At 76.4% G+C, this 12,439-nt stretch carries 9 protein-coding genes; 7 read left to right on the forward strand and 2 right to left on the reverse strand.

What is annotated here, in order from left to right; genetic code table 11:
- Window positions 1–25: 25 nt before the first annotated feature.
- Window positions 26–691: an oligoribonuclease gene (gene orn, locus ACK586_RS05830; RefSeq protein ID WP_409329512.1), complete on the reverse strand. Its 666-nt coding sequence runs from the start codon at window positions 689–691 to the stop codon at window positions 26–28.
- Between the two features lie 152 nt (window positions 692–843).
- Here orn and ACK586_RS05835 point away from each other — a divergent pair, with 152 nt between their 5' ends.
- A complete protein-coding gene (locus ACK586_RS05835; RefSeq protein WP_409329513.1) occupies window positions 844–2,043 on the forward strand; it encodes a hypothetical protein in 1,200 nt (399 codons plus the stop codon).
- A gap of 122 nt (window positions 2,044–2,165) precedes the next feature.
- Window positions 2,166–4,061, forward strand: a complete 1,896-nt coding sequence (locus tag ACK586_RS05840) for a hypothetical protein (RefSeq protein WP_409329514.1) — start codon at window positions 2,166–2,168, stop codon at window positions 4,059–4,061.
- Window positions 4,062–4,074: 13 nt separating this feature from the next.
- Here ACK586_RS05840 and ACK586_RS05845 read toward each other — a convergent pair whose 3' ends face one another.
- Window positions 4,075–4,725, reverse strand: coding sequence for an SACE_7040 family transcriptional regulator (locus tag ACK586_RS05845; RefSeq protein ID WP_409329515.1), 651 nt, complete (start codon window positions 4,723–4,725; stop codon window positions 4,075–4,077).
- A 57-nt stretch (window positions 4,726–4,782) separates the two neighbouring features.
- On the opposite strand from ACK586_RS05845, the gene ACK586_RS05850 reads away from it, so the two are divergent.
- The 5 genes from ACK586_RS05850 to ACK586_RS05870 all read left to right on the forward strand — a co-directional run bounded on the left by ACK586_RS05850 (window position 4,783) and on the right by ACK586_RS05870 (window position 12,363).
- Window positions 4,783–6,396: a carboxyl transferase domain-containing protein gene (locus ACK586_RS05850; RefSeq protein WP_409329516.1), complete on the forward strand. Its 1,614-nt coding sequence runs from the start codon at window positions 4,783–4,785 to the stop codon at window positions 6,394–6,396.
- A 93-nt stretch (window positions 6,397–6,489) separates the two neighbouring features.
- Window positions 6,490–8,502: an ATP-binding protein gene (locus ACK586_RS05855; RefSeq protein ID WP_409329517.1), complete on the forward strand. Its 2,013-nt coding sequence runs from the start codon at window positions 6,490–6,492 to the stop codon at window positions 8,500–8,502.
- Window positions 8,503–8,507: 5 nt separating this feature from the next.
- Window positions 8,508–9,662, forward strand: coding sequence for an acyl-CoA dehydrogenase family protein (locus ACK586_RS05860; protein WP_409329518.1), 1,155 nt, complete (start codon window positions 8,508–8,510; stop codon window positions 9,660–9,662).
- A 318-nt stretch (window positions 9,663–9,980) separates the two neighbouring features.
- The gene (locus ACK586_RS05865) at window positions 9,981–11,741 is read left to right on the forward strand and encodes a hypothetical protein (RefSeq protein ID WP_409329519.1); all 1,761 of its coding nucleotides are present in this window, start codon (window positions 9,981–9,983) and stop codon (window positions 11,739–11,741) included.
- Complete coding sequence (locus tag ACK586_RS05870; RefSeq protein WP_409329520.1) at window positions 11,734–12,363, forward strand: hypothetical protein; 630 nt, start codon at window positions 11,734–11,736, stop codon at window positions 12,361–12,363. Before ACK586_RS05865 ends, ACK586_RS05870 begins: the two co-directional genes overlap by 8 nt.
- Window positions 12,364–12,439: the final 76 nt, after the last annotated feature.

The following is a 12,439-nucleotide window of genomic DNA, read 5'->3' on the forward strand; positions in this document are numbered from 1 at the left end:
ACCGGAGCAACGATACCCGAGCCGCTCAGCCCTCCGACGCGGCGGGCGGAGCGGTGGCGTCCCCGGCGGCGAGGACGGCGGCGAAGGCCTCGGTGACCTCGCCGGCCGCGGCCTGGGCCCGCGCCGAGGACGGGCCGGAGCCGTCGACGAACAGCGTCTTCCGGTAGTAGGCGAGCTCGCGCACCGACTCGATGATGTCGGCCAGCGCGCGGTGGGCCAGGCCCTTGGGCGGCTGGGCGAAGTAGACCCGGGGGAACCACCGCCGGGCCAGCTCCTTGACCGAGGAGACGTCGACCATCCGGTAGTGCAGGTGGTCGTCGAGCTCGGGCATGTCGCGGGCCAGGAACCCGCGGTCGGTGCCGATCGAGTTGCCGCACAGCGGCGCCGTCCGCCGTTCGGGCACGAAGCGCTTCACGTAGGCCAGCACCTGCTGCTCGGCCTCGGCCACGGTCAGCGTGGAGGCGCGGACGGCCTCGGTCAGCCCCGACTTGGCGTGCATCTCGGTGACGACGTCGACCATCCCGGCGAGCGCGTCGTCGTCGGCGTGGATCACCAGGTCCAGCCCCGGGTCGAGCACGTTCAGGTCGGAGTCGGTGACCAGGACGGCGACCTCGATGAGCTTGTCCGTGCCGAGGTCCAGCCCGGTCATCTCGCAGTCGATCCAGACCAGGTGCCCCGCGCTCTCCGCCACGGACGCGAACCCTACGTCCCGTCCGTCCCGCCCGCCTCGCCCGGCCGCGCCTACCGCATGCGCCGCTCCCGGGCCACTCGGAGGGTCGGATCGTCGGTCCCCCGCCGTTAGGCTCCGCCGTGCCCCCACCCCGATCTGCAGGGAGCACCTCCGTGCCCAGCCCGACGACCGCGCCCGCGGCCCCCGGCTCGCTGTCCGCCGCCACCCGCCGCCCGGTGGCGACGCTGCGGTGGCTGTGGTCGGCCTACACGACCCCGGGCCGCCCGGGCCGGCCGACCGGCGAGCAGGAGCTGCGCTGGATCTACAGCGCGTGGCTGGGCGCCTTCCTGCTCAAGATGCTCGGGTCGTCGTGGGACGTCTCCTGGCACTTCAAGTGGCTGCGCGACGACCTCGCGCCGCCGCACCTGCTCAACTCCGCCGGCACCGCCGTCGTCGTCGCGCTGGTGGTGTTCCACAGCTACACCGGCCACGGCGTGGACCGCCGCGCGCTGCGCCTGATGCAGGCCGGCATCGCGACCTTCCTGGTCGCCGTCCCGATCGACATCGTCAACCACCGCATCAACGGGCTGGACATCACGAGCTGGAGTCCCAGCCATGCCCTGCTCTACATCGGGACGGCGATCATGCTGGCCGGTGCCATCCGCGGCTGGTGGCTGTACGCGGCGCCGGGCCGGGTGCGCGACCTGGTGTCGCTGGGGCTGTGGCTGTTCTTCGTCGAGAACGTCGTCTTCCCCAACCAGCACCAGGAGTACGGCGTCCTGTCGCTGCGCGCCTACGAGGCGGGGAACACCACGGCCGAGCAGCAGCTGCTGGACTTCGCCGCCTCGCAGGGCCAGACCCCGACCATGTTCATGCTGCCGGTGCCCTCCTGGGTGCACCCGGCGTGGTTGCTGTGCGCCGGCCTGCTCTCCCTGGTCGCCGCGCGCAAGGTGGTGGGCCTGCGGTTCACCGCCACGACCATCGTCGGCACCTACCTCGCCTACCGCGCGGTCATGTGGCTGGCGCTGGTCGGGATGGGCTTCCCCGCCTCGGTGCTGCCGCTGGTGCTGCTGGTCGGCGCCGTGTGCGTCGACCTGGCGGTCACCCACCGGCTGCCGGGCTGGAGCGCCGGGCCGGTCACCGCGGTGGCGGTCTACGGGGCCGGGTGGCTGCAGGACGCCGCCGGCCTGCTGCCGCCGTGGAACTGGTCCTGGGAGTCGGTCACGCTGGTGGTCGCCTCCTTCACGGCGCTGTGGAGCGCGCTGGACGTCGTCACCCGCAGCGCCTGGTTCGCGGGGTGGCGGCGACCGGTCGAGCCGGCCGGCACGGACAGCGAGTCGGCCGTTCCGGTGAGCGGCGCGTCGCTGCGCTGAGTACCGGACCGGCCCGTCACGTGACGTAGCGTCGGTCCGACCCCGCCGGGCGGCCGAGCCCCCCGTGCCCGCGGCGCCCGGAAGCGGCGCCCCGAATCCGAACCGCCCCGGAGGACGACGACGTGCTGGCCCTCACCCCCGAGCCGCTGCAGACGGCGGGGGAGCGTGCCCTGTTCGCCGAGCTGACCCGCTGGGACACCGGCGGGGCCGTCCGCTCGGCGGTCGTGGCGTCCCTGCCCCTGGTCGACGGGCCGATGGACCGCCGCATCTCCGACGCGGTGCTGTTCGTCCCCGAGGGTCTGGCCGTGGTCCGGATCGCCGAGGTCCCCAAGCAGCACGGCGTCGTGACGGCGGTGCCCGAGGGAGCCTGGAGCATCGCGCCCGACGCCCGGCCCGGCGAGGTGCTGCAGATCGCCGGCGGCGGCTCCTCGCCGCTGGACGGGTTGATGCGCGCGGGCATGGAGGCCGCCGTCCGGCTCCGGTCCGCCGGCCTCGAACCGGGCCGCATCGCCCGGCTGACCGTGCTCGTCGGCGACCTCACCGGGCTGGTCCCGGCCGACGGCGACCTGGGCGAGGGCGACCAGGTCGCGCTCCTGGAGCCGCGGTCGCTGCTGCTGGGTGTGGCCCGGGCGGCCCGCTACGCCGGCGTCGGCAACCCCCGCCTCTGGACGACCGCCGACGTGCGCGCGGCCCTGGAGGTCCTCGGCGTCCCCGGCCGCGGCCCGTCGGTCGAGGAGCTCAACGGCGAGGGTTTCCCCTACTCGCCGTACGTCCTGCGCAAGCGGGAACTGCTCACCCCGGCGGCGATGAACGCGGCCTCCGTCGCGCCGCCCGCGCCACCGGCCCTGCCCGCGGCTCCGGCGGTCGTGCCGGTCGCCGCCGTCCCGGTCGCGGCCGTCCCGGTCGCGGCCGTCCCGGTCGCCACGGCCGCTCCGGTCCCCGCCGCGCCGGTCACCGGCGGCTTCGTGGCGCCCACGCCCGGCGGGCCCCGGGTCGATCCGGCCGCGGCGGCCGCGGTCGCGGTGGCCGCCATCCGCGCGGACGAGGCCGCCGCGGCACACCGGGCGGCGGCGTACGCACCCGGCCCGGTGACCGGACAGGCCCCGCCGGCCGCCGAGCCCGCGGAGCACCCGACCACCGACGAGACCGGCGGCATCGGCGGGCTGTTCGCCGGAGCCGAGCACACCGATTCCAGTGCCCGGTCCGCGCCGGCTGCCCAGCCGGCGACGCTGGTCGGCCCGACCGTGACCGCACCGCACCGCGGGACGCCGCTGCTGGACCGGCCGCAGAGCGAGTGGCCGGCCGGGCCGGGCGCCGCGGTGGAGCACCCGCCGGCGGCGCGGCCGCCCGGGACGCCGCGGGTGGTGGCGCGCCGCCGGCCCGACCGCACCCGGCGGCTGGCCCTGCTCGGCGGCGGGGCGGCGCTGGTGGTGCTGCTCGTCGTGCTGGGCCTGGTCGTCGTCCTGGGCGGCGGCGGCGAGGACGCCGGCGACGAGCAGGCCGACACCACGCCGCTCCCGTCGAGCGCGGCCCCCGGCGACGACGCCGGTCCCGCCGTCGGCGCGCAGGCCACCCTGGACGGCATCCCCTTCACGCTGGAGCACCTGCAGGCCGACGACGGCTGCGCCGACCACGCCTACGGGTCGGTGGCCGACTTCTTCGCGCGCACCGACTGCGCCGGGATGACGCGGGCGCTGTGGTCCACACAGGTCGACGGCCGCGACGTCGTCGTCTCCATCGCGGTCGTGGACATGGGGCAGGAGGGCCTGGCCGACGCGCTGCGGGCGCTGGCCGACACCAGCGGGAGCGGCAACGTCAACGACCTGCTCCTCGAGGGCGTGGGCTATCCCGGCGGGCCCGACGGGTTCACGCGCTCGCGCCAGTACGCCAGCGCCGTCGGGGGCACCACCGTGCGGATCGTGGAGACCGACTGGGTGGAGGCGGAGGGCTCCGCGCCGGACCTGGACCGCGTCGCCGCCACCGCGCTGGCCTTGGAGATGCCCGACCCGACCCCCTGAGGCACAGGAAGCTCTACGCACGTCCGGGACGCCAGGACGTGCGTAGTGCTTCCTGTGCCGGGGACGTCGCGGCGGCCTCGGCCATCGCGGTGAGCAGCGCGGCCATCGCGGGCCGGCGCACCCGCCCGCCGCTGTGCGGGGTGGAGTTCACCAGCCCGAACACCGCGTGTGCCCGCGCCCGGCACGCCTCGGCGCCGGCGTCCGGGTGGAGGGCGGCCAGCACGCCGACCCACACCTCGACGTAGCGGCGCTGCAGCCGGCGGACCTCGTGCGCGTCGGCCGCGGGCAGGTTCGGCAGGTCGCGGTCCTGCACCGTGATGAGCGCAGGGTTGTCCAGCGCGAAGTCCACCTGGAAGGCGATCAGCGCCCGCAGTTGCGCCAGCGGGTCGGGCCCGGCCGCGGCGACCTCCGCCGTGCCGCCGGCCAGCAGCCGCTCGCTGATCCGCAGCAGCATCTCGGCCAGCATCGCGTCCTTGCTGGCGAAGTGGCGGTAGATCGCCGGGCCGGTCACGCCGACCGCGGCCCCGACGTCGTCCACGCCGACGGCGCGCGAGCCGCGCTCGGCGAACAGCTGGGCGGCCGCCCGCAGGATCTGCTCCCGGCGCGAGGGCCGGGTGGCGTCGCCGTGCAGCGCGGTGTCGGCCTGCGTGTCGGACCCCGTCACGGCGCAGATGTTAACCGCCGTTGACCCCTGCGGTGAACCGTCGTTAACATCGCGGCCGTGGACGCCCCCGTGCTGAGCCGCACCGCACCGCCCGATCCCGAGGCCGCCTCCCGCTTCGCTGCGGCGCACCGCGCGCTCGCCGAGGACCTGCGGGCGCAGCTCGCGCGCGCCGCCGGGGGCGGCGGTGAGCGGGCGCGGGCCCGGCACGTCGAGCGCGGGAAGCTGCTGCCGAGGGAGCGGGTCGACGCCCTGCTCGACCCGGGCAGCCCGTTCCTGGAGCTGTCGCCGCTGGCCGCGCACGGCATGTACGACGGCGACGCGCCCGGGGCCGGCATCGTCACCGGCATCGGGCGGGTGGCCGGCCGCGAGTGCGTGGTGGTGGCCAACGACGCCACCGTCAAGGGCGGCACCTACTACCCGATGACGGTGAAGAAGCACCTGCGTGCACAGGAGGTGGCGCTGCACAACCGGCTGCCCTGCCTGTACCTCGTCGACTCCGGCGGGGCGTTCCTGCCGCTGCAGGACGAGGTGTTCCCCGACCGGGAGCACTTCGGCCGGATCTTCTACAACCAGGCGACGATGTCGAAGGCCGGCATCCCGCAGCTGGCCGCCGTCCTCGGGTCGTGCACCGCCGGCGGCGCGTACGTGCCGGCGATGAGCGACGAGGCGGTGATCGTCCGCGAGCAGGGCACGATCTTCCTCGGCGGGCCGCCACTGGTGAAGGCGGCGACCGGCGAGGTCGTCACCGCCGAGGAGCTGGGCGGCGGCGACCTGCACTCCCGGGTCAGCGGGGTGACCGACCACCTGGCCGAGGACGACGCGCACGCCCTGCAGCTGCTGCGCCAGATCGTCGGCACCCTGGGCCCGCGCGCGCCGCGGCCGTGGGACGTCGAGCCGGTCTGCGAGCCGGTGCACCCGCCGGAGTCGCTGTACGAGGTGGTGCCGCCGGACCCGCGCACCCCCTACGACGTGCGCGAGGTGATCGCCCGGCTGGTCGACGGCAGCCGCTTCGCCGAGTTCAAGCCGCTGTACGGGCCCACGCTGGTCACCGGCTTCGCCCGGCTGCACGGGCACCCGGTCGGGATCGTCGCCAACAACGGCGTCCTGTTCGGCGAGTCGGCGCTCAAGGGCGCGCACTTCATCGAGCTGTGCGACCGCCGGTCGATCCCGCTGCTGTTCCTGCAGAACATCACCGGGTTCATGGTCGGCCGCGACTACGAGGCCGCCGGCATCGCCAAGCACGGCGCGAAGATGGTCACCGCCGTGGCCTGCGCCCGGGTGCCGAAGCTGACCGTGGTGATCGGCGGGTCGTTCGGGGCCGGGAACTACTCGATGTGCGGCCGGGCCTACTCGCCCCGGTTCCTGTTCACCTGGCCCAACGCCCGCATCTCGGTCATGGGCGGCGAGCAGGCGGCCTCGGTGCTGGCCACCGTGCGCCGGGAGGGCCTCGAGGCCCGCGGCGAGGAGTGGCCGGCCGAGGCGGAGGAGGCGTTCACGGCGCCGATCCGGGAGCAGTACGAGACCCAGGGGCACCCCTACTACGCCACCGCCCGGCTGTGGGACGACGGCGTCATCGACCCATCGCAGACCCGCACCGTGCTCGGACTGGCCCTGTCGGCGTGCGCGAACGCGCCCCTGGAGGAGGTCGGCTATGGCGTCTTCCGCATGTGACCGCCGCTCGTCCCGCCGAAGTGGCCACTTCGGCGGGTGGTGCCGCCGGCCGATCCGCCGGAGTGGCCACTTCGGCGGGAAGGGGTGAGCGCGGTGTTCCAGACCGTCCTCGTGGCCAACCGGGGCGAGATCGCCGTCCGGGTGATCCGCACGCTGCGCGCGATGGGCATCCGCTCGGTCGCCGTGCACAGCGACGCCGACGCCGGGGCGCTGCACACCCGGGTCGCCGACGTCGCCGTCCGGCTCGGCCCCGCCCCGGCCGCGGAGAGCTACCTGTCGATCGAGCGGGTGCTCGACGCCGCCCGCCGCACCGGCGCGCAGGCGGTCCACCCCGGCTACGGGTTCCTGTCCGAGAACGTCGAGTTCGCGCGGGCCTGCGCCGCGGCGGGGCTGGTGTTCATCGGCCCGCCGGTCGACGCGATCGAGGCGATGGCCGACAAGATCCGGGCCAAGCAGACCGTCGTGGCCGCCGGCGTGCCGGTGGTGCCCGGCCGCACGGAGCCCGGGATGGACGACGACGCGGTCGCCGCGGCCGCGGTCGAGATCGGCTTCCCGGTGCTGCTCAAGCCCTCGGCCGGCGGCGGCGGCAAGGGCATGCGGGTGGTCCGCGGCGAGGCCGAGCTGGCCGAGCAGATCTCCGCCGCCCGCCGCGAGGCCCGGGGCTCGTTCGGCGACGACACCCTGCTGGTGGAGCGCTACGTCGGCGCCGCCCGGCACGTCGAGGTGCAGGTGCTCGGCGACACCCACGGCACCGTCGTCCACCTCGGCGAGCGCGAGTGCAGCCTGCAGCGCCGGCACCAGAAGGTGATCGAGGAGGCGCCGTCGCCGCTGCTGTCCCCGGCCCGGCGCGCGAGCATGGGCGCGGCGGCGGTCGAGGCCGCCCGGGCCGTCGGCTACACGGGGGCGGGCACCGTCGAGTTCATCGTGGACGCCGAGTGCCCGGACGACTTCTTCTTCCTCGAGATGAACACCCGGCTGCAGGTCGAGCACCCGGTCACCGAGGCCGTCACCGGGCTGGACCTGGTCGAGCTGCAGGTGCGGGTGGCCGCCGGGGAACCGCTGCCCTTCGACCAGGACGGCGTCCGCTTGACCGGGCACGCCATCGAGGCGCGGGTCTACGCCGAGGACCCGGCGCGCGGCTTCCTGCCGCAGAGCGGCACCGTGCTGGGGCTGCGCGAGCCGGCCGGCCCCGGGGTGCGGGTGGACGGGTCGCTCGTGCCGGGCTCGGTCGTCGGCACCGACTACGACCCGATGCTGGCGAAGGTCGTCGCCTGGGGCCCGGACCGGGAGACCGCCCGCACGCGGCTGCTCGCGGCGCTGGAGGGCACCCAGGTGCTCGGCGTCCCCACCAACACCGCCTTCTTGCGCGCGCTGCTCGCCGACCCCGACGTCGCCGCGGGCCGGCTCGACACCGGGCTGATCGAGCGGCGCGGCGCGGCGCTGACCGACGGCGGGGAGCCGCCGGCCGGGGTGCACGCCGCGGCCGCGCTGGCCCTGCAGCTGGAGGCCGAGCCGCGCGGTGCCGTCGTCGACCCCTGGGAGGTGCCCGGCGGCTGGCGGCTGGGGGAGCCCGCCTGGACCCCGCGCCGGCTGCAGGCGACCGGGGGCGAGCCGGTCGAGGTGCGCGTGCGCGGTCGCGCGGCGGACGCGGAGGTCCGCGTCGGGGACGCCGATCCGGTGCGCGCCTCCGCCGCGCGCGACGGGGACGAGCTCACCGTCGGCCTGGACGGGACCACGACCCGCTGGCTGGTCGCGCACGACGGCGGCACGGTGTGGCTCGCCCGCGGCGGGCACACCGTGGCACTGCGGGAGCACGAGCGGCTGCACGCGGCCGTCGAGGGCGGCGGCGGGGGTGGGGTGGTGACGGCCCCGATGCCCGGCACGGTGACCGTCGTCCGCGCCGCGGTCGGGGACGTGGTCGAGGCCGGGACCCCGCTGCTGGTGGTCGAGGCGATGAAGATGGAGCACGTGCTGACCGCCCCGATCGCGGGGACGGTCACCGAGCTCCCGGTGACGGCGGGCCGACCGGTCCGGCTGGACGAGCGGGTGGCCGTGGTGGTGCCGGAGACCCCGGCCACCGCCTCGGCGCCCACCGAGGGGGAGTGAGATCGGTGCTGGACTACCGGCTCGACGAGGAGACCGAGGCGCTGCGGACGACCGTCCGGGAGTTCGCCCGGGACGTGGTCGCCCCGCAGATCGGGGAGTTCTACGAGCGCGACCAGTTCCCCACCGCCATCGTGCGGCAGATGGGCGAGCTCGGGCTGTTCGGCCTGCCCTTCCCCGAGGAGTACGGCGGGGGTGGCGGCACCTACTTCGACCTGTGCGTGGCGTTGGAGGAGCTCGCGCGCGTCGACAGCTCGGTCGCGATCACGCTGGAGGCCGGGGTCTCCCTCGGCGCGATGCCGATCCACCGGTTCGGCACCGAGGAGCAGAAGCGGGCCTGGCTGCCCCGGCTGTGCTCGGGGGAGGCGCTGGCCGCCTTCGGGCTGACCGAGGCCGGCGGCGGGTCGGACGCCGGCGCCACGCGCACCACCGCCCGCCTCGACGGCGACGAGTGGGTGGTGAACGGCAGCAAGTCGTTCATCACCAACTCCGGCACCGAGCTGACCGAGCTGGTCACCGTGACCGCGGTGACCGGCACCCGCCCCGACGGCGGCAAGGAGATCTCGGCGATCGCGATCCCGTCGGGCACTCCCGGGTTCGTCGTCGGCAAGCGGTACTCCAAGGTCGGCTGGAACGCGTCCGACACCCGCGAGCTGTCCTTCACCGACGTCCGCGTGCCGGCCGGGAACCTGGTGGGGGAGCGGGGCCGCGGCTACGCGCAGTTCCTGTCGATCCTCGACGAGGGCCGGATCGCCATCTCCGCGCTGTCGGTGGGGCTCGCCCAGGGGTGCGTCGACGAGTCGGTGAAGTACGCGGGCGAGCGCGAGGCGTTCGGCCGGCCGATCGGGGCCAACCAGGCCATCCAGTTCATGATCGCCGACATGGAGGTGCGGGCCTCCACCGCGCGGCTGGCCTACTACCGGGCGGCGGAGAAGATGCTGCGCGGCGAGCCGTTCAAGCGCGAGGCGTCGGTCGCCAAGCTCTACAGCTCCGAGGTCGCGATGGAGAACGCCCGCTACGCCGCCCAGGTGCACGGCGGCTACGGGTTCATGAACGAGTTCCCGGTCGGCCGCTTCTACCGCGACGCCAAGATCCTCGAGATCGGCGAGGGCACCAGCGAGGTGCAGCGGATGCTCATCGCCCGCGACCTCGGCGTCGGCTGAGTGCGGAGGTGATCCGGTGGGGGGTGGCGCCCCGGTACCCGCCCCGGGTTACGGCCGGGCGGGGCGCGCGGGCCCCGCCCCCGGGGGGGGGGGGGGGGGGGGGGGGGGCGCCCGGCGGGGGCCCGCCCCCCCCCCCCCCCCCCTCCGCGGATACCGGACGGTCACGTTCGACTGCTGTGACTGCCGGGGGACCCGAGGCGTCCGCCGAGGTGGGGACGGCGTGTCCGGCCGTCCGCGGCCCTCCCGGCGGCCGTCCCTGGGGAGGCTGCCGCCGGCTCCCGCCGACGGTCGACGGGAGACCTCCCGAGGAGTTCCCCCATGCCGGCGCCCACGAGCACCGCACCCCGCGTCCCCCGCCTGCTGCAGCGGAGGACGGCCCGCGGCTCGGCCCTCGGGATGGGTCTGCTGGTGGCCTCCGGCGTGACGGCGCCCGCCGCGCTCGCCGACGAGGCCCCGGCGACCGGGAACGCCGTCCTGCACGTCCCCGACGCCGTCGACCAGGTGACGCCCGGCGAGGCGCTCGAGCGCTGGGTCCCGACCGAGCTCTCGGCCGAGGACCTGGTGGCGGACTTCGGGGTCGGCAAGACCCTGGGCGGCGACCCGCTGACCGTCTCCGTCGTCCCCGCCGGGACGGCCCCCGCCGACCTGGACCTGAGCGGTGCGCTCGTCGCCTTCCGCGACGTCGCCGCGGAGGGCGGGGACGACCTCGCCGCCGTCTGCGTGACCGACCCGACCGGCCGGTGCACCGTGACCACGGCCGAGGCGGGCGAGGTCTCCGAGGTCCCCGAGGGCACGTCGCAGGTCGCCCTCCCCGACGGCACCTACGTCATCGAGCAGGTCACGACCGTGCCGGGGCTCGCGCCCGCCGGCGGCGTCCTCGGCACGTTCACCATGGACGGCGACTTCTTCTGCATCTTCCGCGGTTGCCCGCCGCCCCAGCACTTCGTCATCGCGAACGACTCGCTGTTCTCCACGGCCGTCGTCACCACGGTCGTCGACGAGGGGACCGGGGACCCGCTCGCCGGCGCGGCGTACACCCTGAACGGGCCGGACTACCGCCACCGGCCGGACTCGGTGACGACCGACGACTGCCAGGCCGGCGAGCCGGCCGACGGCGGGGAGGACGGCGAGGGCCCCCTGGAGCTGCCGCCGTTCGAGCTCCCCCCGGTCCTGCTGCTGCTGGGCGTCGAGACCCCGCCGACGATCGTGGCCCGCGACGGCGGGGAGCAGACGGTCGCCGAGCCCGACCCCGCCGCCTCGCTCCCGGCCGCGGACGTCCCGCTGCCGGCGGAGGGCTCCGGGCCCGGCGACGTGGACCCGGAGAGCCTGGCGGTCGCGACCAGCGGCGAGGACGGCGTCCTGACGCACACCGGCTGCCTGCTGCCCGGCACCTGGACGCTCGAGCCGGTGACCGCGCCGGCGGGCTACGAGCCCGCGACGGCCGACGTCGAGCTGGGCAGCCCGTGGGATGCCGGGACCGGGACCTGGGACCGGATCGCCGAGACCACGGTCGAGCTGGCGCTGAGCCCCGCCACCCCGCCGACGAGCACCCCGCCGACGAGCACCCCGCCGACGAGCACCCCGCCGACCACGGGCACCGGCACGACCCCGCCGACCACCGTGCCGCCGACCGCCGTGGCGCCGGCCCCGCCCTCGTCGGCCCCGGCCCCCGCCCCTGCGCCCGCCGGCACCGGCGGGACCGGCTCCGGCACCGGCACCGGCACCGGCACCGGCACCGGCACCGGCACGGGCACCGGCACCGGCACCGGCACCGGCACCGGCGTGGCGCGGCCGGTGACCGGTGGGGCCGGTGCTCCCGCCGCCGCACCCGTCGCCGAGCCGACCGCGGCGCCGAGCTCCGCGGCCGCCCCGGCGCCGTCCACGGCGTCGACCGGTCCCACCTCCGCGCGACCGACGGCGATCGCCGCCCCGGCCCTCGAGGCGGGACCGGACCTGGAGCCGCAGAGCAGCACGAACTACCTGCAGGTCGGGCTGGTCGGCTTCGGCGTCCTGTTCACCGCGCTGGTGTTCTTCCTGGTCCTGCTGCTGCGCCGCCGGTCCCGCGAGCAGCGTGGCTGACGGCCCGCTGACCGGCTGGTGGGCCCGGTTCCCCGTCGAGGAGGAGCCGGGCCTGCCGCCGCGGCGGTGGTGGGTCGCCTCGCTGGGGGACGGGTTCCCGGCCGGCAGCGTCGTCGACCACCCGCCGGGTCCCCGACCGGCCGGCTGGGTGCTCGCGGTGCAGGCCGGCGCCGACGGGGGCCGGGTGCACGCGGCCGAGGCGGCGCTGCCCGGCGTCCCGCTGCTCTGGTACGTCGAGCTCCCCGAGCCCACCGCCGCACTCCCGGCGACCACCCTGGTCGCCTTCTCGGACCACCGCTTCCCGGAGGGGACCGTGCTGACGGCCGCCGAGGCCCGGGCCGCCGGGGTCGGCGGCGGGCAGCAGGTCGCCGCGCTGCGCTGGTGGACAGGCAGCGGGCTGGCCCACCAGGTGTACGTCGCGCCCCGGCACCGCCGGCGGGGACTGGCGCTGAAGCTGGGCATGGTGGCGTACGGCGTACAGCGGGTGCGGGGGCTGCCGGTGCTGCACGGTGACGGCCGGCGCACCGACGACGGCGAGGCGTGGGCCGGTGGCCTGCCGGCCTGGGCCGCCTGGCGGCTGGCGCCGCGCACCCACGCGTTGCCCTCGATGACCCCGGCCTGACCGGAGGAGTTGGGGGGGGGGGCCGGCGCCCGGCCCGCCCCCGGCCCCCCGCGGGTGGGGGGCGGGGGGGGGGGGC

Source organism: Trujillonella humicola, assembly GCF_046233715.1.
Lineage (GTDB): Bacteria > Actinomycetota > Actinomycetes > Mycobacteriales > Geodermatophilaceae > Trujillonella > Trujillonella humicola.

Excerpts from the sequence above, each read along its gene's own strand:
- ACK586_RS05865 (WP_409329519.1), top strand. The coding sequence starts at position 9,981 with ATGCCGGCGCCCACGAGCACCGCACCCCGCGTCCCCCGCCTGCTGCAG.